This window comes from Cyanobium sp. FACHB-13342 (genome assembly GCF_014697415.1).
Lineage (GTDB): Bacteria > Cyanobacteriota > Cyanobacteriia > PCC-6307 > Cyanobiaceae > Cyanobium_A.
The window spans coordinates 48971-67683 of the sequence record NZ_JACJRT010000015.1 but is presented as its reverse complement, the minus strand read 5'-3'; the positions used below and the strand labels follow the sequence as shown (position 1 = coordinate 67683).

General features: G+C 65.4%; 19 protein-coding genes. 12 read left to right on the top strand and 7 right to left on the bottom strand.

The window, feature by feature from the left end; all coding sequences use genetic code 11:
• Positions 1 to 5 precede the first annotated feature (5 nt).
• Genes H6G16_RS12185 through H6G16_RS12165 form a run of 5 tightly spaced genes read left to right on the top strand, consistent with a single transcriptional unit; the run spans position 6 to position 4352 of the window.
• The gene (locus H6G16_RS12185; protein WP_190390597.1) at positions 6 to 914 is read left to right on the top strand and encodes a branched-chain amino acid ABC transporter permease; all 909 of its coding nucleotides are present in this window, start codon (positions 6 to 8) and stop codon (positions 912 to 914) included.
• Positions 911 to 1675 carry an ABC transporter ATP-binding protein gene (locus tag H6G16_RS12180; protein ID WP_190390596.1) on the top strand — a complete coding sequence of 255 codons (765 nt, stop codon included), beginning with the start codon at positions 911 to 913 and terminating at the stop codon, positions 1673 to 1675. The genes H6G16_RS12185 and H6G16_RS12180 overlap by 4 nt, the downstream gene beginning before the upstream one ends.
• Complete coding sequence (locus tag H6G16_RS12175) at positions 1672 to 2388, top strand: ABC transporter ATP-binding protein (RefSeq protein ID WP_190390595.1); 717 nt, start codon at positions 1672 to 1674, stop codon at positions 2386 to 2388. Before H6G16_RS12180 ends, H6G16_RS12175 begins: the two co-directional genes overlap by 4 nt.
• Positions 2389 to 3087, top strand: a complete 699-nt coding sequence (locus H6G16_RS12170; protein WP_199289390.1) for a phosphoribosylanthranilate isomerase — start codon at positions 2389 to 2391, stop codon at positions 3085 to 3087.
• An 8-nt stretch (positions 3088 to 3095) separates the two neighbouring features.
• A complete protein-coding gene (locus H6G16_RS12165) occupies positions 3096 to 4352 on the top strand; it encodes an MFS transporter (RefSeq protein WP_190390594.1) in 1257 nt (418 codons plus the stop codon).
• A 4-nt stretch (positions 4353 to 4356) separates the two neighbouring features.
• On the opposite strand, the gene H6G16_RS12160 is transcribed toward H6G16_RS12165, so the two are convergent.
• Positions 4357 to 4611, bottom strand: coding sequence for a Nif11-like leader peptide family natural product precursor (locus tag H6G16_RS12160; protein ID WP_190390593.1), 255 nt, complete (start codon positions 4609 to 4611; stop codon positions 4357 to 4359).
• An 81-nt stretch (positions 4612 to 4692) separates the two neighbouring features.
• Here H6G16_RS12160 and H6G16_RS12155 point away from each other — a divergent pair, with 81 nt between their 5' ends.
• Positions 4693 to 6063: an NAD(P)/FAD-dependent oxidoreductase gene (locus tag H6G16_RS12155; RefSeq protein ID WP_190390592.1), complete on the top strand. Its 1371-nt coding sequence runs from the start codon at positions 4693 to 4695 to the stop codon at positions 6061 to 6063.
• Here H6G16_RS12155 and H6G16_RS12150 read toward each other — a convergent pair.
• Genes H6G16_RS12150 through H6G16_RS12140 form a run of 3 tightly spaced genes read right to left on the bottom strand, consistent with a single transcriptional unit; the run spans position 5996 to position 8351 of the window.
• Positions 5996 to 6787, bottom strand: coding sequence for a potassium channel family protein (locus H6G16_RS12150; RefSeq protein ID WP_190390591.1), 792 nt, complete (start codon positions 6785 to 6787; stop codon positions 5996 to 5998). The genes H6G16_RS12155 and H6G16_RS12150 overlap by 68 nt on opposite strands.
• Positions 6787 to 7500, bottom strand: coding sequence for a hypothetical protein (locus H6G16_RS12145; protein ID WP_190390590.1), 714 nt, complete (start codon positions 7498 to 7500; stop codon positions 6787 to 6789). The genes H6G16_RS12150 and H6G16_RS12145 overlap by 1 nt, the downstream gene beginning before the upstream one ends.
• A gap of 44 nt (positions 7501 to 7544) precedes the next feature.
• A complete protein-coding gene (locus H6G16_RS12140; RefSeq protein WP_190390589.1) occupies positions 7545 to 8351 on the bottom strand; it encodes a glucose 1-dehydrogenase in 807 nt (268 codons plus the stop codon).
• Between the two features lie 264 nt (positions 8352 to 8615).
• On the opposite strand from H6G16_RS12140, the gene H6G16_RS12135 reads away from it, so the two are divergent.
• From H6G16_RS12135 to H6G16_RS12115, 5 genes are read left to right on the top strand one after another with little or no spacing between them, the layout of a single operon-like run.
• Positions 8616 to 9077, top strand: coding sequence for a cupin domain-containing protein (locus H6G16_RS12135; protein WP_190390588.1), 462 nt, complete (start codon positions 8616 to 8618; stop codon positions 9075 to 9077).
• Between the two features lie 6 nt (positions 9078 to 9083).
• A complete protein-coding gene (locus H6G16_RS12130) occupies positions 9084 to 10001 on the top strand; it encodes an SMP-30/gluconolactonase/LRE family protein (RefSeq protein WP_190390587.1) in 918 nt (305 codons plus the stop codon).
• A gap of 14 nt (positions 10002 to 10015) precedes the next feature.
• Positions 10016 to 10273 carry a Nif11-like leader peptide family natural product precursor gene (locus H6G16_RS12125; protein WP_190390586.1) on the top strand — a complete coding sequence of 86 codons (258 nt, stop codon included), beginning with the start codon at positions 10016 to 10018 and terminating at the stop codon, positions 10271 to 10273.
• A complete protein-coding gene (locus H6G16_RS12120; RefSeq protein WP_190390585.1) occupies positions 10273 to 10692 on the top strand; it encodes a heme-binding protein in 420 nt (139 codons plus the stop codon). Before H6G16_RS12125 ends, H6G16_RS12120 begins: the two co-directional genes overlap by 1 nt.
• 13 nt (positions 10693 to 10705) lie before the next feature.
• Positions 10706 to 11686: a VOC family protein gene (locus tag H6G16_RS12115; RefSeq protein WP_190390584.1), complete on the top strand. Its 981-nt coding sequence runs from the start codon at positions 10706 to 10708 to the stop codon at positions 11684 to 11686.
• 10 nt (positions 11687 to 11696) lie between these two features.
• Here H6G16_RS12115 and H6G16_RS12110 read toward each other — a convergent pair whose 3' ends face one another.
• Positions 11697 to 13751: an isoamylase gene (locus H6G16_RS12110; RefSeq protein ID WP_190390583.1), complete on the bottom strand. Its 2055-nt coding sequence runs from the start codon at positions 13749 to 13751 to the stop codon at positions 11697 to 11699.
• Between the two features lie 96 nt (positions 13752 to 13847).
• Here H6G16_RS12110 and H6G16_RS12105 point away from each other — a divergent pair, with 96 nt between their 5' ends.
• Positions 13848 to 14345, top strand: a complete 498-nt coding sequence (locus tag H6G16_RS12105) for a DoxX family protein (protein ID WP_190390582.1) — start codon at positions 13848 to 13850, stop codon at positions 14343 to 14345.
• Between the two features lie 8 nt (positions 14346 to 14353).
• Here H6G16_RS12105 and H6G16_RS12100 read toward each other — a convergent pair whose 3' ends face one another.
• Together H6G16_RS12100 and H6G16_RS12095 are read right to left on the bottom strand one after the other, a co-directional pair.
• Positions 14354 to 15952 (bottom strand): GMC family oxidoreductase, encoded by a 1599-nt coding sequence (locus H6G16_RS12100; protein ID WP_347238882.1) that lies wholly within the window; start codon positions 15950 to 15952, stop codon positions 14354 to 14356.
• Between the two features lie 91 nt (positions 15953 to 16043).
• Positions 16044 to 18701, bottom strand: coding sequence for a glucosidase (locus H6G16_RS12095; RefSeq protein WP_190390580.1), 2658 nt, complete (start codon positions 18699 to 18701; stop codon positions 16044 to 16046).
• Between the last annotated feature and the right edge of the window lie 12 nt (positions 18702 to 18713).

Sequence of the window (18713 nt, the reverse complement as noted above, 5' to 3'; positions counted from 1 at the left end):
CATCCATGGAAACGGGTCTCCTGGTCCAGATGCTGCTCGGCGCCCTGCTGGGGCTGTCGGTGTATCTGCCCCTGCGCTGCGGCCAGCTCTCCCTGGCCACACCGGGGTTTTACGCCATCGGTGGCACCGTGGCCGCCCTGCTCTCCACCCGGGTGCCAGCCCTGGGCAGCGGCGACGCCTTCTACCCGATTGCCTCGGTGCTGCTGGAAATGGCCCTGGCGGCCCTGCTCACGGGGGTGCTGGCCCTCGGCCTGGGTCGGGTGGTGCTGCGGCTGCGGGGGATCTACCTGGCGATTGCCACCATCGCCCTGGTGGAGATCCTGCGGGTGGTCACCCTCAACCTGGAGTTCACCGGCGGAGCCCTGGGCATCTTCGGCATCCCCCAGCCCTTTTCAGGCCCGGAGGGCTACGTGGGCCTCACGCTGATCCTGCTGGCCGTGGTGTGCTGGCTGTGTGATCGCCTCGAAAAAACCCGACCCGGCCGCGCCATGGCGGCCATCCGCGATGACGAACTGGCCGCCGCCAGCCAGGGCATCAACACGGCCGACACCAAGCTGCTGGCCTTTGTGCTGAGTGCCCTGGTGGCCGGCGTGACCGGGGTGGTGGCGGCCCACTTCCTCAACTCCTGGAACGCCAAGCTCGGCAACTTCGATGCCAGCATCACCACCCTGGCCTTCGTGGTGTTCGGGGGATCGCGCACCTGGCTGGGGCCGGTGTTCGGAGGCCTGCTGCTGACGGCACTGCCCGAACTGCTTCGCCCGGTGGGCGACCTGCGTCTGATCGTGTTCGGCGCGGTGATTCTGGTGGGTCCCCTGTTCTTTCCCCAGGGCCTGATCACCCCCCAGCTGTTCCAGACGCTCTGGCGACGGATGGAGCGCTCCGCTGTGCCCAGACCGCAGGAGGGACGGCCATGAGCTTGCTGCAGGTTGAGAATGTGGGGGTGCGCTTCGGCGGGCTCCAAGCGCTCCAGGCCGTTGATCTGGCCGTGCAGGAGGGGGAGATCTTCGGCCTGCTCGGCCCCAATGGGGCGGGCAAGACCACGCTGTTCAACGTGGTGTCCGGGCTCACCGCCGCCAGCAGCGGCTCGGTGCGCTGGCGCGGCGCCGCCATCGATGGCCTCAGCAGCCATCGCATTGCCCGCCTCGGCATCGCCCGCACCTTCCAGAACCTGCGCCTGTTCAACTCGCTGAGCTGCCTCGACAACGTGCTGGTGGGTCTGCATCAGCACGGCCGCCAGCCCCCCCTAGCCGCCCTGCTCCAGACGCCCACTTTTCGCCGCCGGGAAAGCCAGCTGCGGCAGCAGGCCCTCGAGCTGCTCAGCCTGTTTGGCCTGGACACCGCCGCCCACCAGAACGCCGCCAACCTCTCCTATGGGGACCGCCGCCGCCTGGAGATGGCCCGGGCCCTGGCCAGCCGTCCCCAGCTGCTGCTGCTCGACGAGCCGGCCGCCGGCATGAACCCCAGCGAAAAGGACGACCTCAAGAACCTGATCCGGCGGGTGCGCGACGAGTTCGCCCTGACGGTGCTGATCATTGAGCACCATGTGCCGTTGATGCTGGGCCTGTGCGACCGCCTGGCGGTGCTGAACTTCGGCCAACGCATCGCCCTCGGCAGCCCAGACCAGGTGCGGCACGACCCGGCGGTGATCGAGGCCTATCTCGGAGGGACCCCATGAGTGGCCCCCTGCTCGAACTGCGCCATCTGGTGGTGCGCTACGGCAGCATCACCGCCCTGCATGGCATCGATCTGACCGTGCAGACCGGCGAGCTGGTGACCCTGCTGGGAGCCAATGGCGCCGGCAAAAGCACCACCCTGCGGGCCATTTCCAGGTTGATTCCCGCCTCCGAAGGCGCCATCCTCTGGCACGGCGGCTCGATCCTCCGGCTCCGCACCGAACGCACCGTGAAGCTGGGGATCAGCCACTGTCCCGAGGGCCGCCGGGTGCTCAGCCGCCAGTCGGTGGCCGACAACCTGGCCCTCGGCGCCTGGCTGCGGCGCGACCGGTCCAACATCGCCGCCGACCTGGACCACTGCTACGCCCTGTTCCCGAGGCTGGCGGAACGGCGCCAACAACTGGCCGGCTCCCTCTCGGGCGGTGAGCAGCAGATGCTGGCCATTGCCCGCTCCCTGATGGCCCGGCCCACCCTGCTGATGCTGGATGAGCCCAGCCTGGGGCTGGCCCCCAGGCTGGTGGGTGAGGTGATGGCCGCCCTGGCCCAGCTGCACCGCGATGGCCTCACGATCCTGCTGGTGGAGCAGAACGCCCAGGCGGCCCTGGCCATCGCCGATCGGGGCTATGTGCTCGAGGCTGGCCAGGTGACCCTGCAGGGGCCGGCCGCCCAACTACTGGCGGATCCGAGCCTGCGGGCGGCCTACCTGGGGACCTAGGTGCAGCGGGGTCCCTGGGCGGCTCCCCTGCGGGTGAAACTCTGCGGCATCCGCAGCCGCAGCGATCTGGCTGTGGCCCTAAGCGCCGGCGCCGATGCGCTGGGCTTCATCGTCGGCGCGCGCCACCGCACCGAAGACGAGCTGACGGCGGCAGCAGCGGCGGAGCTGGTGGCTCTCCTACCGCCGTTCGTTGGCAGCGTGATGGTGACCCATCTGCAGCAGGCAACCCCGATCATTGCGTTGATCCGGCAGGTGGGCGCCACCACCCTGCAGCTGCAGGATCGGATCGCACCCCAGGAGCTGCAGGCCCTCCGCGGCGCCCTACCCGGCGTGAAGCTGATCCAGGCGATCCATGTGGGCCAGGGCGACGCCGACCAGTCCATCGCCGCAGCCATCGCCGCCGAGCCGCAGGTGGATGCCCTGCTGCTGGATTCCCGCACGGCCGATCGCATCGGCGGCACCGGCCAGACCCACGACTGGAGCATCAGCCGCCGCATCGTGGAGCAGATCGGCAAGCCGGTGATCCTGGCGGGCGGCCTGCGGCCGGAGAACCTCCGCGCCGCGCTGGAGACGGTGGGCCCCGCCGCCGTGGATGTGAACTCGGGTGTTGAGGATGGGGCCGGCGCCAAGGATTCCCAGAGGGCCAGAGACTTCGTGCAGATCTGCCGCAGCTGGGAGAAGCTGCCGCTGACACCATGAGCCGTTCCATGCCCAACCCAGCCAAAGCCACCATGGCAGGGCTGCTGCATCGCCCCGGGTTCCGGGCCTTCTGGCTGGCCAACCTGGTGTCCAACCTCGGCACCAGCGCCTTCGTGCTGGCGATCAACTGGCTCACCGTCAAGCAGCACGGAGCGGCCGGTATCGCCAGTCTCGCCCTGGCCTACGGGCTACCCCAGATGCTCCTGCAACTGGTGGGCGGCACGGTGAGCGACCGGATCGACCGCCGCCGCCTGTTCGGCCTCACCCAGTCGGGCCTGCTGCTGATGGCGGTGTTGGTCCTGGTCGCCTCCCTGCGCGGTCTGGTACCGCTGTGGCTGCTGGCCCTAGTGAGCGGGGCCAACGGGGTGCTGTCGGCCTTCGACACACCCGCGCGTACGGCCCTGGTGACCGATCTGGTGGAACCGGAGGAGGTGACCCTGGCCCAGCAGCTCTACAGCCTCACCACCAGCGCCACCAACATCTTCGGCCCAGCCCTCGGCGGGGTGCTGCTGAGCCTGGGCCCCACCGCCCGCAGCCATGAGGAGGTGGCCTTCGCCTTCGATGTGTTCAGCTTCGTGCCGCTGCTGATCGCCATTCCCTGGCTGCCACGTAGCACCTGCCGATCGGCACCGAAGGAGTCCTTTCGCGCCAGCCTGCGGGCAGGCCTGCGCTACGTACGCGATCGCACCCAGCTGCGCACCCTGCTGCTGGTGCTCGTCCTGGTGATGGTGTTCGGCATGCCATTCCAGGGACTGCTGCCCGTCTTCGTGCAACGCCACCTCAGCGGAGAGACGGGCCACGGTTTCTATGCAGCCCTGATGTCGGCCGTGGGATTGGGCAGCTTCGTGGGCTCGGTCCTGGGCATGGAGCTGGTCGATCGTTGGCGTGCCGGACTGCTGCTGGCCGCCTCCAGCGCCGGGCTGGGGGTGTCCGTACTGCTCCTCAGCGCCTCCAATGTGGTGCACTGGGCTTCTCTTTCAGCTTTCCTGGCCGGCGGCTTCAGCACCTTGGCCATCTCGGTCGACAACGCCCTGCTGCAGGCCGGCAGCGACCGGGACATGCAGGGTCGGGTCAACGCCATCTCCAACCTCACCAAAGGCCTCCAGTCGCTCAGCCTCGCCGCGGCCGGCTACTCGATCCACGGGCTGGCCGGCAGCCACCACTTCGGCAGTGGCTACCAGCTGGTGCAAGTGGTCCTCGCCTTGGGCCTACTGGCCGGAGTGGTCGCGCTGTGGCCGCGGTTGCGCGGCTTCAAGCTCAACTGAAGGCTCAGTCGTTCTCGCTGGCGCCGAAGCAATGCATCAGCGCGTCGCCCCAGCTGTTGATCCCGGCGAGCTCGTGATCCTTGGCGGTGCTCAGCACCCTGGCGTGCTCCCGCAGCAGCACGGTCTTATCGAGGGTGTGGCCATGGTCGGCCGCGATGGCGACGATGTCATCAACCCCAGCGGCGGCGTGGAGCTTGTCGCGCAGGGCAGCGTCACCGGCCACACGGGCCACAAAGGCCTGGATCGACGCAACAGACATGACAGGGACAACAACCACGCCCACCTTTAGCAGGCCAAACCGGCCCAGGGTCGATACCTTGAAGCGACCGATCTGGGAACGATGGCCCGCGAACGCTTCTTCCTGGAGCTCGACCCCCCCGACAAGAGCCTCAAACCGCTCCCCCATGTGGTGATCGTGGGGGGAGGTTTCGCAGGTCTGCAGGCCTGCCACGCCCTGATCAACCAGCCCGTGCGGGTAACGCTGATCGACAAGCGCAACTTCAACCTGTTCCAGCCGCTGCTCTACCAAGTGGCCACCGGGCTGGTTCCGGAGGCTGACGTGGCCACGCCCCTGCGCCAGATGGTGGGCCAGGCCCCCAACGTGCAAGTGCTGCTGGGCGAAGTCACCGAGATCGACGCCCAGGCGAGGCAGATCGTGTTCAACGACCGCCAGTTCGCCTACGACCACCTGATCCTGGCCGCCGGCTCCGGCAGCAGTTACTTCGGCCATGACGAGTGGCGTGAGGCGGCGCCACCGATGAAGATCCTCGAGCACGCCGATGAGATCCGCCGGCGGGTGCTGATCGCCCTGGAGGAGGCCGAGCAGACCCCCGATCCCGCGCGCCGGGCCGTTCTGCAGTCGGTGGTGGTGGTGGGGGGCGGGCCCTCAGGCTGCGAACTCTCCGGCTCGCTCATGGACCTGATGGCCCATGCCCTGGCCCGCGACTTCAAGCAACTCGATCCGAACCAGTGCAAGGTGACCCTCATTGACCCCGGCGATCGGGTGCTGCGGGCCATGGACCCGAGCCTCTCAGCCGCCGCTGGCACCTACCTGGAATCGGTGGGGGTGGAGCTGCTGCTGGGCGGACGGGTGCAGACGATTGAGGAGGGCAAGGTGGTGGTGAACACCGCCGCGGGTGCCCGCACCCTGGAGGCCGCCACCATCTGCTGGACCGCCGGCGTGCGGGCCTCCCATCTGGGCCAGGTGCTGGCGGACGCCAGCGGTTGCACGGTGGACCGGGGCGGACGGGTGGTGGTGGAGCCGGACTTTTCCATACCGGGCCATGGGGAGATCCGGGTGATCGGAGATCTCTGCTCCTACAGCCACACCAGCGATGGCAAACCCCTGCCGGGCATGGCCGGGCCCGCCGTGCAGATGGGGGGCTGGGTGGCCGCCGACATCGTGGCCCAAATCCAAGGACGCCAGCACAAGGCCTTCCAGTTCACCGATTTCGGCACCATGGCGGTGCTGGGTCGGTTGCATGCGGTGGCCGATCTGCGCGGCCTGAAGGTGACTGGCCTGCCGGGCTGGATCCTCTGGGGCCTGGCACACCTGATGTTCATGCCCGCCAATGAAAATCGCCTGAGCCTGCTCACCAAATGGCTATGGGCCATCGCCACCCGGCAACGGGCTTCCCTGCTGATCACCGGTCGTCCGAATCAGCACCTGAAGGTGGATGTGGGGCTGGAACATCCACTGGGCGCCCCCTGACCTCCTCCGCCTCGCTTTGCAAGGTGTAGCGACTGATCAACAGGCCCATCACGATCGCCAGATACAGGGGGCCACTGATGCTTAACGCCACACTCGCCATCTCGGCAGGAGGCGTGGCCGGCACAATGTCTCCGTAGCCCACCGTGGTGAGACTCACCAGGGCGAAATACTGGATCCGGGTGAAATCGAGGCTCCACACCTGGAGCCCGGCCGCGTTGATGGGGAGCCCACGCAGCAGCAAGGCCCGAGCACCATCGGTATGGCTCACAAAGCTGCCCGGCGCCAGCGTTTCCATCACACCAAACAACAACCCGCCGCTGATCCCGAGCAACAGGTAGCCCGCCACGGCCCCCGCCAGCACATCCATGCCGATGCGGTCTTCCTGGCCGAGACAGAGCAACAGCCGCTTCAGGCTCCAGAAGATGAAGGCCGTGATCACCACCATCACCGGAAAGCCGACGACAGCAAAGGTGGTCGGGCTGACCATCCAAATGATCTGAAAGGCCACACCGGCCAACCCGGTCCAGCGGTAGACCGAGTCGCTCCAATGGCGACGGGTCTGTCGGGGGCGCACCGGCTGCCCCAGCTCAAAGGCCAGCAGCAGGATCAGCAGCACATTGCCCGCCAGTGCCAGGCGGCGCAGGGGATAGGGGAAGGCCATGGAAGCCATCACCAGCAGGCAGACCGCAAAGAGATGGCGGTAAAAGCGATGACGACGGCGCATCAGGCCCTCCAACGGAAACGGCCGAGGATCAAGGCAATCAGGATGGCTACATAGAGCTGACCCACCACCGTGATCACCGTGGTCACCACCTGGCCGGCCACATGGCTGGTCTTCAGCACCGTGGTGCCAACAGTGGTGAGCATGGTGAAGGCAGCCGCCATCAACGCCGGTGCCACCACCACATTGGGGAGTGCCGTCGTGGAGCCGACGGCCGGCAACGCCGTCAGGTCAAAGGCGGAGGGATCGAGCACCCAGAGGGCGGTGAGCAACAGCCCACCCGCCAAGCCCACGAGCATGTAACCCGATGCAGCACCCATTACCACCGACACGGTGACGAAGGGCTCGCGGTTCAAGGTTTTGACCTTGCGAATCACCGCGAGGGAGAGAAAAACCAGCCAGACGATCACATGGGGAATGGTCAGCGCCCGGCCCAATGCGGGCTGAGCAGTGAGGGCCAGGTGCCAGAGCAATTCCAGGGCGATGGCAAGGCCACCCAAGCCATAGATCAACGGGCGTGTTTGGTGCAGGGGGGAATAACGGCTGACGAACAGCATCAACACCAATGCCAGCACGATCAACGAGCCGGACAACAGCCAGATGGAGCCCTGCGCAACAGGCAACAGCAGCAACAGGGCGACTTCCGTGGCCAGCGTGATCAGATAGCCCCGATGGCGCTTGCGCAATCGGACGATCTCCTCACGGGTGATGCGCATGTGGCTCCCTGCTGTGCCTGCTGTCCCCTCCGCTCAGCCAGCGTTCACAGCCCCGGGCTGCTCTGCATGATGCCACCGTCGGCGAAGATCGTGGTGGCGGTGATGTAGCTGGCCGCATCGCTGGCCAGAAAACCCACCACCCGGGCAATCTCCTCCGGCTGGGCCATCCGACCCAGGGGAATGGCCGCATCGAGCTTGGCCAGCAACTCGGGATTGTTCATGGTGGAGTCGTTGATGGGCGTCGCCACGGCGCCGGGGCCCACATTCACCATCGTGATGCCATGGGAGGCCAGCTCCAACGCTGCCGTGCGCGTGAGCATGCGCACCCCTCCCTTGGCACAGCAGTAGGGAGTGTTCTCCGGCATCGGCCAGTCTTCATGCACGGAGGAGATGTTGATGATCCGGCCGCCGCCGCCTTGGGCGATCATCTGCTTGGCGGCGTACTGACAGGCAAAGAACACACCGCGCAAATTGACATTAAGTACCTTGTCGAAATCGTCGGGTGTGGTGTTGAGGATCGACGTGCGGGTCTCGACGCCGGCGTTGTTCACCATCACGTCCAGGCGGCCGTACTTGTCCACAGCCGCCTGCACCAGCCGCTGCAGATCATCGAGCTTCGACACATCGGCCTGAACGCCATAGCTGCTGCCGCCATAGCTGCCAATCTCCCGCTCCAGGTCCTCGGTGGCCTCAGGATGGGAGCGGTAGTCAATCACCACCTTGGCGCCGAGTTCGGCCAGATTTTCCACGATCGCCTTGCCGATCCCACTGTTACCACCAGTCACGATGGCGACCTTCCCCTTAAGGAAATTGGAAAGAGTTTCGAGAGCGTAGGGATTGGTTGTGGTCATGGCGCAAGGAGCGCAGTGGAAGAAGGGTTCAGGCCGAAGCTAGACACAGCCGATCAAAGCGGCAGTCAGCTGCAACACCCCTGCACAGTGGAGACGGCCGTCACGTTCTGCTGGTCAAGCCTGGTTCAACCAGATTGATCTGCTTACCTTGAATCGAGACGGCCCCAGCGCCCACTGTCGATTACCGGTGAATTCCAACGGACATGCTGGTGGGGCCCATCCAACGTGAGCTCGCGTCCCTGAATCCCGACCCATCATCAGCCCATGGACGACCCCTCCAGCCAGGCACCACCACCCAAGGAGTACTGGCATCTCTGGACCGGGTCTGACGGCATTAGCCGTCAGAGCCTCTGCCGGTTTAAGGAGCTTGTTTCATCTCCCCTCAATCCTCATGTCGCCCCCCAGTGGAGTGCTCCGCTGATGGAAGACGGCAACAGTTTTCTCACCCTGCTACCGGTGGGCTGGCTGGGCCAATGGCACGAGAATCAGGTGCCGAAGTGGATCTTTGTTCTCAGCGGCTCGTGGTTTGTCGAAAGCATGGATGGTGAGCGACATATATTCGGTCCCGGAGACTTCAGCTTTGGCGGGGATCAGCGCTGTCGAAAGCTCGACGATGGCCGTTGGGGACATCTGTCCGGCCAGGTTGGAGACGTGCCCTGTCTGCAGTTGGTCGTGCAGCGCAACGATGACGCCTGGATGCAGGCTCCGCCTGGCTTTTTCTCCTGAATCGCAATGGCGCAGCTCCCCTCCTGGATCGAGTGTCACGACCCGCGCTTCGAACAGCTGGTGCTGTTCAACGCCGAGCTGGAGTTGCTGGCTGACGGCTTCCGCTGGGTGGAGGGACCTGTGTGGTTCGGCGACCACAACTGTCTGCTGTTCAGCGACATCCCCAACAACCGCACCATGCGCTGGAGTCCCGAGCATGGCGTGAGCGTGTTCCGGGCCCCCTCCGATTACGCCAACGGCCAGACCCGTGATCGCCAGGGACGCCTGATCAGCTGCCACCATGCCAGCCGCTGCCTCACCCGCCTGGAGCCCGACGGCACGGTCACGACCCTGGCCCACCAGGCCCATGGCAAGCGCCTCAATGCTCCCAACGACGTAGTAGTGAAGAGCGACGGCTCGATCTGGTTCAGCGATCCCCTCTATGGGCTGCTCAACGACTACGAGGGCGGCCGCCAACCGTCGGAGCAACCACCCGCCCTCTACCGACTCGACCCGGACACGGGTGCCGTGGAGGCAATGGCCAGCGACTTCGATGGTCCCAACGGCCTGGCCTTCTCACCGGATGAGCGCAAGCTCTACGTGGCTGAATCCGGAGCCCCAGGAGCCGCCGAACCCCGGCAGCACATCCGGGTGTTCGACGTGGCCGCCGACGGCCGCAGCCTCTGTGGTGGAGACGTGTTCCACAAGATCACCCCGGGATGGGCCGACGGATTCCGGGTGGATGAAGAGGGCAACCTCTGGTGTGGTGCCGCCGATGGGGTGCACTGCATCGCCCCCGATGGGAGGCTGCTGGGCAAGGTGCTGGTGCCCCATCGGGTCTCCAACCTCTGCTTCGGCGATCGCCACCACAGCCGCCTGTTCCTGTGCGCCTCCAAGGCGATTTACGCCCTGTTCACCAACACCCGGGGCGCCCAGACGCCCTGATTGCCTCAACCACCATGGCCCGCGACCAACTCGAAGCCTTTCTGAAGATCGTCAAAGGGGATCCGGCCCTGCTGGAGCGCTTCAGCGCTTGCCCCAACCTCAACGCCATCGCTGCGCTGGGGGCCACCATGGGCTACAGCTTCAGCGGCGTGGATCTGGTGCGGCACCAGGCCGAAGCCACCCTGAAGCTTTCGGAGGCCGACCTGGAGGCCGCCGCCGCCGGGGTGGAGCTCCAGGGGCACCTCTGGCTGGTCAAAATCGTCTGGAGCTGATGCGCCATCAACCCCACCTCGAACTCGCCGACTGCCGGGCCATCGCCGCCGCGAGTCACCGGGCGGCCGACCAGCAACAGGCCTGCGTATCGATCGCCATTGTCGACGCCGGTGGCCACCTGCTGTTGCTGGAGCGCCGCGATGGATCCAGCCCCGCAAGTGCCGAGGCCTCCATCGCCAAGGCCCGCATGGCCGCCCTCAACCGCAGGCCCACCGCCGCCCTGGAGGCCAGCATCAACGGCGAGCGGCCGGCCCTGCTGCAACTGGCGGGCCTGTTCGGCCAACCGGCGGCAGCCATGGCCGGTGGCCTGCCCCTGATGCTGGAGAACAGCTGCCTGGGGGGCATCGGCGTGTCCGGCATGACGCCCGATGTGGACAGTGCCATCGCCGCCGCCGGCCTCACCGCCCTGCCCCGCTGATCACCCCGTTGCCATGACCACCAACCCCCACATCACCGGCATCGGCTTCACCACCGCCGACGCCGACGCAGCAGCCCACTTCTTTGAAACCACCCTGGGATTTCAACGGGGGGACACGCTGGTGGTGGAGCCAGGCCCCTATACCCAGCTGGTGAGCCTGCCCGGCTCGCAGCTCAAGCTGGTGCGGCTGCACCTGGGCGCTGAAACCCTGGAGCTCACCGAAGTGCTGCACCTGGGCGATGGCCTGCGGCCAGGCCGCCCGATCCCGGCCGACTCCCGCAGCTGCGACCTCTGGTTTCAACACATCTGCATCGTGGTGAGTGATCTGGAGGCCGCCAGCGCCAGGGCACGCCAGGCCATCGCCGAGGACTCGCTGGTGGGGGTCTCGTCAGCGCCCCAAACGTTGCCGGACTGGAACACCGCCGCCGCCGGCATTCAGGCCTTCAAGTTCCGCGATCCGGAGGGGCACAACCTGGAGCTGCTGCAGTTTCCGCCCGACAAGGGCGAAGCCCGCTGGCATCCCAGCCAGCCGACCAGCGGGCCTTTCCTAGGGATTGACCACAGCGCCCTCAGCGTCGCCGACACCCCCCGCAGCTGCCGCTTCTACGACGGGCTCTTGGGACTGAAGCTTGGGGGAGATGGGGTCAACAGCGGCCCCACCCAGGATGGGCTCGATGGCCTCCAGGACACCCGGGTGCGCATCACCGGCCACCGCTGCCCCATGGGTGCCGGCGTGGAATGCCTCAACTACCAGCCCCCGAACAGCGGCCGGCCAAAGCCCGTCGACCAGGGCGCCCAGGATCTGGCCCATTGGCAGATCCGTCTGCGCGTTGCCGATCTGGATCGAATCGCCACCACCGCTGAGGCATTCGGTGGCCAACCCCTCCATGGGGGCGTGATCGAGCTAGGCCGCCAGGCCGCCCTCGTGGGCAGCGAAAGAGCCCTTCAACTCGCCGACCCCGACGGCCATCAGCTGCAACTGCTGCAGGCCTAGGACGTCAGCGCTAGGCGGGCAGATCCACCACCAGCACCCGGATCGAGCGCGCAGCCACCTCACACCCATCAGATCCCACGGGCGCTCCATCGGCCCAGGCGACGATGTCGGCCGGACTCGGCTGGGCTGTGTCAATCCAGCACCTCCAGGACCGGTCACCGGCCGCTGCCGGCGGCAAGCCAAACCGCAGCGGCTCCCACCACGCGTTAGCCATCAGGTGACAGCGAAAGCGCTGGCCACTGCTGGTCACGGTGACGGCAAAGGAGCGGGAGTCGTCAGTCCAGTCCGGCTGTCCAGGCACCACCCCATGCCAGGTCACCTGGTTGCGGAGCAAAAGATCCTCCAGCAGCAGCTCCTGATGATCGATCACCACGTCACGACGACGGCGGAAAGCGATCAGCTCCCGCACGAAACGCCGCAGATCGTCGTGGCGCTCCACCAGGGTCCAGTCAAGCCAACTGATTGGGCCGTCCTGGCAGTAGGCATTGTTGTTGCCCTGCTGGCTGCGGCACACCTCATCCCCCATCCCGAGCATCGGGGTGCCGGCGGCAAGCAGCAGCAAGGTGAAAAAATTGCGCAGTTGCCGTTGGCGCAGGGCCAGCACCTCCGGATCCTGCGTTGGACCCTCGATGCCGCAGTTCCAGCTGGCGTTGTCGCTGGAGCCATCGCGATTGGCTTCACCGTTGGCTTCGTTGTGCTTGGCGTTGTAGCTCACCAGATCCGCCAAGGTGAACCCGTCATGGCAGGTGATGAAGTTGACGCTGGCCTCCGCCCGACGGTGCTCATAGCCGTAGATGTCGGGGCTACCGATCAGCCGTTGGCTGACCTTGCTCACCATCCCGGCGTCCCCTTTCAGAAAGCGGCGCACATCATCCCGGAAACGGCCGTTCCACTCCTGCCAGTTATCCCCCACAAAGCTCCCCACCTGATAAAGACCCGCCGCATCCCAGGCTTCGGCAATCAACTTGGTGCCTGCCAGCACGGGATCGGTGTCGATATCCCACAGAATCGGCGCCAACGGTGAGGGCTCGCCAGTCTCATCGCGGTCGAGCACCGAAGCCAGATCAAAGCGGAAGCCATCCACGTGCATGTGCTCCACCCAATAGCGCAGGCTGTGGCGAATCATCCGCCGCACCACTGGGTTGTTGGCATTCAGGGTGTTGGCACAACCGGTGTAGTCGGCATAGCGACTGGGATCAGGGCCCAACAGGTAGTAATCAGAATTGGCGATGCCGCGATAACAGAAGGTGCGGCCGGTTTCATCGCCCTCGGCGGTGTGGTTAAACACCACATCGAGAATCACCTCGATACCAGCGCGGTGCAACGCCTTGACCAGATCCCGGAACTCCTCCAGGGGCGCGAGGGGGTCGCGGCGCGTGCTGTAGCCGTGATGGGGCACAAAGAAGGAAATGGGCTGATAGCCCCAGTAGTTGGGCAAGCCAGCTGGGGCATCCTGGGGATCGAACTGGAACACCGGCAACAGCTCCACGGCCGTGATGCCCAGCTCCTGCAGATAGGGAATTTTTTCGATCAGGCCCGCATAGGTTCCGGCTTTGGGTGCAGCCACTCCGGAGCTGGGATGGGCGGTGAAGCCGCGCACATGCAACTCGTAGATCACCGTGTCGCGGGCCGGACGGCGCAGGGGCTCGTCTCCCTCCCAGTCGTAGGTCTCGGGATCGACCACCACACTTTTCATCGAACCGCTGGAATCGGCCGGTATCGCCAACGCCAACCCATAGGGATCGATGAGCAGAAGGGAAGGATCGAACCGCAGACCCCGGGCTGGATCCTGGGGCCCATGCACGCGGTAGCCATACACCTGCCCTGGTTGCAGCTTCGGAACCCAGGCATGCCAGTAGTGGTAGGTGCGGTGCCGCTCTCCTTCGAGCCGCACCACCACAGCCGGCTCGCCATCCTCCGGACCATCAAAAAGACACAACTCCACCAGGCTGGCGTCCTTGGCGTAGAGGCTGAAATTGACGCCCCCAGCACCGGGCGTCGCCCCGAGCGGAGCGCTCGATCCGGGGGCAACCGTCCATCCAACTGGAAGCGTGGAGGTCACCATGGGCACTACCGAAACCACTGGATTGGGAGCCTGTGACGATCATGGCCAGGGTTGGCTGAAGTGGGTACGTTGTGGCGATCTTGTGGCCGCAACGCAATGGACGTGACCGTGGTGGAGCTGCTGGTGCCAGCAGCACCGTCCACCCTGGCCCAGGCATCCCTGCTGGTGATGCGTGTGTTTCTGGGGATCTGTTTCATTCGCCATGGCTGGCCCAAGCTGCGCAACCTCAAGACCTGGGCCACGGCCATGCAGACCCCGCAATGGCTCTGCTTTCTCTCGGCCTTTTCGATGTGGGGTGCCGGCATCGCCCTGATCCCTGGATTGCTTACCCCCTTGGCGGCCCTGGCGATCCTGGTGTCGATGGCCTACGCGGTGGTGGTCGAGCTGAAGGCGGGTTTTCCCTTCATCGCCCCCGATCCCTACCAGATTCCCCCCGGTGATTACGCCGGCCCCATGGGGGTGGGTGACCCCCCCAGTTGGGAAAAGGCCGCCATGTATGTGGTGATGTGCGCGGTGCTGGCCAGCTGTGGTGGCGGCCTGTTCTCCCTCGACAACCTGCTGATCGCCGATCTGATTCGCAGCCTGCTCGCCTAAGCCAAGGCTCAGGCCCTCAGACGCTCAAGCAGATGGGTGCCAACCCGCAGGGCGTTGGCGATGGCCGTCAGCGAGGGGTTCACCGCGCCGATGGTCGGCATAAAGCTGGTATCGACAACGTAGAGGTTGTCCAGCTCATGGGCCTTGCAGTTGAGGTCGAGCACAGACGTGGCCGGGTCGCTGCCAAAGCGGCAGGTGCCCGCCTGGTGGCCCACCGCAGCGATCGCCATCTCACTCTTGATGTAGATCTGGCGCTCCACCAGATGATTCTTCAGATACAGATGGTCCAGCATCCCGGTCAGGCGGCCATAGAGCCGCTGGGCCGCTGTCTGGTTGTTGGGGGTATAGCTGAGGTGAATGTGGCCCCCGCCATCGATCGTCACCCGGTTATCGGGATCTGGAAGATCCTCTGAGGAGATCCAGAAATCGAGGGCATGCTCGGCGATCTTGTCCATCGACCAGCCGGGCATCAGGAAGGTTTCCAGCGGTGCATAGCCCTTCATGATCGTGCCGTTGGTCTTGCCCGTCATCTGGATGTTGCCCATCGGGTAGTCGAAATCCGCATCCCCCAGATACCAGTCATTGATCGAGATGGTTTTCTGGAACACGGTGGTGTTGGGCTCATGGGCCAGGGCCACCATCGCCTTGCTGTTGTGGAACATGTAGTTGCGGCCCACTTGGTCGGAGCCGTTGGCCAGGCCGCGGGGATGGCGATCATTGGCCGACATCAGCAGCAGCCGGGCGCTGTTGGCCGCACCGCAGCTCACCACCACCACATCGCCACTCACCTGCAGGGTTTCGCCATCGTGCTGTAGCTCAACTGCCGTCACGCTGCGGCCGCTGGCATCGGTGTGCAGGCGACGCACCTCGGCCCGGGTGAGCAGGGACACCGTCCGGCTGGCCAGGGCCGGTCGCATCCCGAGCACGTCGGCATCACTCTTGGCATGCACCAGGCAGGGAAACCCGTCGCAGCAATTGCACTTGCGGCAGCGGCTGAAGGCCATGTTGGCCTCATCCAGCATCACCCCAGTGGGGGCATGGAAGGGGTGCAAGCCGGCAGCTCGCAGGTCATCCACCAGCTTCTGGATGCGGGGCTCGTGGGCCACCGGTGGGTGGGGATAGGGGCCACTGCAAGGGGGCTCGGTGGGGTCCTCACCACGCTGGCCGTGCACGTGAAACAGCTCCTCGGCCCGCTGGTACCAGGGCTCGAAATCGCTGTAGCGCAGGGGCCAGGCCGGCGAGATGCCGTCGAAGTGGCGCAGCTCCTCGAAATCCTGCTGGCGCAGCCGGAAGTGGGCGGCGCCATACATCTTGGTGGCCCCACCCACGAAGTAATGGCTACCCGGCTGGAAGGGCTTGCCGTGCTTGTCATGCCACACGTCCTTCGACACGTAGCGGTTCTTCTGGAACACCTCCTCGGCATCCCAGTTCTGAGGCTCCTGGGGCAGCCAGTCGCCCCGCTCCAGCACCAGGATCTTCAGACCCGAGGCAGCCAGAGTGCGCGCCAGGGTGCCACCACCGGCACCGCTGCCGATGATCACCACATCGAAGTGGGCGCCGTTGGCAACAAGTTGCTGCTCGGCAACAGGCAAGGGTGAGCTGTGGATGCCGGTGAGCAGATCCGGGGAAGACACCGGGGCCATCGATGGAAAAGCGAGGGAAAGGTCGTGATCGCCAGTGGACGTTCTGGAGTGAACGTCAACCAGTGGGATAACGATGGAGCTGATTGATCATCTTGGCCACCACGGCACTCCAACCGGTCTGGTGGGAGGCACCCACACCACGGCCGTTGTCTCCGTGGAAGTATTCGTTGAACAGGATCAGATCCCGCCAGTGGGGATCGTTCTGGAACAGATCCACATCACCATTGAAGGCGCGCCGACCCAGGGCATCGCGGCGGAAAATACCCACCAGGCGGCTCTGCAGCTGCAGCGAGGCCTCCCAGAGGTTGACCCAGTTGCCCGAGCGGGTGGGGAACTCCACTTTGAAGCTGTCGCCATAAAAGTGGGCAAACTTCTGCAGCGACTCGATCAGCAGAAAATTGATCGGCATCCACACGGGCCCACGCCAGTTGGAATTGCCACCAAACATGGCCACCGGGCTATCGGCGGGGCTGTAGCGCAGCTCTTCACTATCTGCTCCCTCGGTGTAGCGATAGGGATTGTCCTCGTACACTTTGGACAGGGCCCGGATGCCGTAGGGCGAGAGGAACTCGTCCTCGTCGAAGAGCCGTTCACAGATCCGCCGCAGCCGATCTTCCGGCACCAGAGTGAACAGCAGTCGGTCATTGTGCCACCGGCCCAGATTGGCCTGCAGCCAGGTAGGAGAGGTGCGCTCATGCACAAACCAGGCCAGGCTTTTGAGCACATCCAGCACTGGCAGCCGCTCCACCGTTTCCACGTCGAAGCTGGCCACCGCCAGCAGGGGGATCAGCCCCGACACCGAACGGGTACGCAGGAAATCGGTGCTGCCATCGGGACGCTTGATCACGTCGTAGTAGAAGCCATCCTGCTCGTCCCAGTTGAGATAGCTCCGACCGAGTGACGCGTTGAGGGTGATGGCAAGCTGCACAAAGTCATAGACGAATCGCTCACACAGGTCGGCGTATTCGACCTCATCACGACTGAGCTCCACCGCGATGTTCAGCAGGTTGAGGCTGAGCGATGCCATCCAGGCCGTGCCATCACACTGCTCGATGTGGCTGCCATCCGATAGGGGGAAGCGCCGGTCAAACACGGCAATGTTGTCGAGGCCGAGGAAGCCCCCCTCAAACACGTTGTCGCCGGAGCGGTCGTTGCGGTTGGCCCACCAGCCGTATTCGAGCAGCAGCTTGCGCAGAGCAGAGCGCAGGTAGGCGAAATCGGCCGTGCCATCAGCCTGCTTGCGCTCAATCTGGAAGATGCGCATCACCGCCCAGGCCCCGATCGGAGGATTGGGGTCAGAAAGGGCCCACTCGTAGGCAGGCGTCTGGGCGTTGGGCGCCGTGTAGTGGGGTGTGCGCAGCAGCATCGACTGCTGTTTAGCCGTCGCCGGATCCACAATCGCGAACGATACGGCGTGGAACATCAGGTCCCACTGGCAGAAGTAGGGGTACTCCCACGCATCCGGCATGGCGATGATGTCGTGGGCGTGCAGGCGTCGCCACTGGGCCGCTTCACTGTGCAGGCGCTCCGGCGGTGGGGCCGGATGGGTGGGATCACCCTCGAGCCAGCGCTGCACACTCCAGCCGTAGTACTTCTTGCACCACAGCAGGCCCGACAGGGCCGTGTTGTGGACCAAACGATCGTCGGCCGCCAGACCCGGCACGCGGTGTTCCATATAGGCCAGCCATTCCTGCTCCCGGGCCTCGAACAGGGCATTGAAGCTCTCGCCGAACGGGTCTGAATCTGCGCCCTCGGGGTTGCGGCCAGCGTCGTGCTCAGCCACCGCCCGCAACCGCAATTCCACCGTCCAGGTTTCACCCGGCGCCAGGTTGTGCTGCAGCAGGGCGGCGGCTTTGGTGCCCTCAGCCGCAGGATTGATGGCCCCCTGCTCGTCCTCGATCAGGAAGCGATGAAAGCCATCCTTCTGGAACGGCGTGGTGTTGGGCTGGCCGAAGAGGCGCGCGTTGTTGGTCTCGTTGTCGGTGAACAGCCACTGAGCCGAACCGTTCAACAGCAGTTCATAGGAGGCCAGTTCGCCCAGGGCGGGCGTCACCAGCCGCTCCCCCGCGAGCTGCATCGGCTGACGGACGGCGTCGGGATAGCCCCAGGCCCAGGTGTTGCGCAACCACAAGGTGGGCAGCAGGCTGAGCGGCGCCGCCTCGGGCCCGCGGTTGATCGCCCGGATGCGGATCAGCAGATCGGTGGGAGAGGCCTTGGCGTAGTCGATGAACACATCGAAATAGCGACCCTCGTTGAAGATGCCCGTATCCACCAGCTCGTATTCCGGCTGGTCGCGGCCCCGGCGGCCGTTCTCCTCCACCAGCTGCTCGTAGGGGAAACGGGCCTGGGGATATTTGTACAGCCCACGCATGAAGCTGTGGGTGGGGGTGTTGGCGATGTGGAAGTAGTAATCCTTCAGGTCTTCGCCGTGGTTGCCCTCGGGGTTGCCCAGGCCAAAGGGCCGCTCCTTGAGGATCGGATCCTGGCCATTCCAGAGGGCGAGGGAGAAACACAGGCGGCACTGCTCATCACAGATGCCAAGCAGGCCGTCTTCGCCCCAGCGGTAGACGCGCGAGCGCGCATGATCGTGGGGGAAGGACCGCCAGGCATCGCCATCGGCGGAGTAGTCCTCGCGCACGGTGCCCCACTGGCGATCCGGCAGGTAGCTACCCCAGAGGCTCCAGGGCGCGTGACCACAGTCACGCTCGGCCATGCGTCTGGCCTC

What these genes read in the sequence shown, in the direction of transcription:
- H6G16_RS12130 (WP_190390587.1), top strand. Translation starts at nt 9,084, where the DNA reads ATGGCGCAGCTCCCCTCCTGGATCGAGTGTCACGACCCGCGCTTCGAA.
- H6G16_RS12155 (WP_190390592.1), top strand. Translation starts at nt 4,693, where the DNA reads ATGGCCCGCGAACGCTTCTTCCTGGAGCTCGACCCCCCCGACAAGAGC.
- H6G16_RS12150 (WP_190390591.1), bottom strand. Translation starts at nt 6,787, where the DNA reads ATGCGCCGTCGTCATCGCTTTTACCGCCATCTCTTTGCGGTCTGCCTG.
- H6G16_RS12125 (WP_190390586.1), top strand. Translation starts at nt 10,016, where the DNA reads ATGGCCCGCGACCAACTCGAAGCCTTTCTGAAGATCGTCAAAGGGGAT.
- H6G16_RS12175 (WP_190390595.1), top strand. Translation starts at nt 1,672, where the DNA reads ATGAGTGGCCCCCTGCTCGAACTGCGCCATCTGGTGGTGCGCTACGGC.
- H6G16_RS12165 (WP_190390594.1), top strand. Translation starts at nt 3,096, where the DNA reads ATGCCCAACCCAGCCAAAGCCACCATGGCAGGGCTGCTGCATCGCCCC.
- H6G16_RS12110 (WP_190390583.1), bottom strand. Translation starts at nt 13,751, where the DNA reads ATGGTGACCTCCACGCTTCCAGTTGGATGGACGGTTGCCCCCGGATCG.
- H6G16_RS12180 (WP_190390596.1), top strand. Translation starts at nt 911, where the DNA reads ATGAGCTTGCTGCAGGTTGAGAATGTGGGGGTGCGCTTCGGCGGGCTC.
- H6G16_RS12115 (WP_190390584.1), top strand. Translation starts at nt 10,706, where the DNA reads ATGACCACCAACCCCCACATCACCGGCATCGGCTTCACCACCGCCGAC.
- H6G16_RS12140 (WP_190390589.1), bottom strand. Translation starts at nt 8,351, where the DNA reads ATGACCACAACCAATCCCTACGCTCTCGAAACTCTTTCCAATTTCCTT.
- H6G16_RS12095 (WP_190390580.1), bottom strand. Translation starts at nt 18,701, where the DNA reads ATGGCCGAGCGTGACTGTGGTCACGCGCCCTGGAGCCTCTGGGGTAGC.
- H6G16_RS12120 (WP_190390585.1), top strand. Translation starts at nt 10,273, where the DNA reads ATGCGCCATCAACCCCACCTCGAACTCGCCGACTGCCGGGCCATCGCC.
- H6G16_RS12160 (WP_190390593.1), bottom strand. Translation starts at nt 4,611, where the DNA reads ATGTCTGTTGCGTCGATCCAGGCCTTTGTGGCCCGTGTGGCCGGTGAC.
- H6G16_RS12145 (WP_190390590.1), bottom strand. Translation starts at nt 7,500, where the DNA reads ATGCGCATCACCCGTGAGGAGATCGTCCGATTGCGCAAGCGCCATCGG.
- H6G16_RS12105 (WP_190390582.1), top strand. Translation starts at nt 13,848, where the DNA reads ATGGACGTGACCGTGGTGGAGCTGCTGGTGCCAGCAGCACCGTCCACC.
- H6G16_RS12135 (WP_190390588.1), top strand. Translation starts at nt 8,616, where the DNA reads ATGGACGACCCCTCCAGCCAGGCACCACCACCCAAGGAGTACTGGCAT.
- H6G16_RS12185 (WP_190390597.1), top strand. Translation starts at nt 6, where the DNA reads ATGGAAACGGGTCTCCTGGTCCAGATGCTGCTCGGCGCCCTGCTGGGG.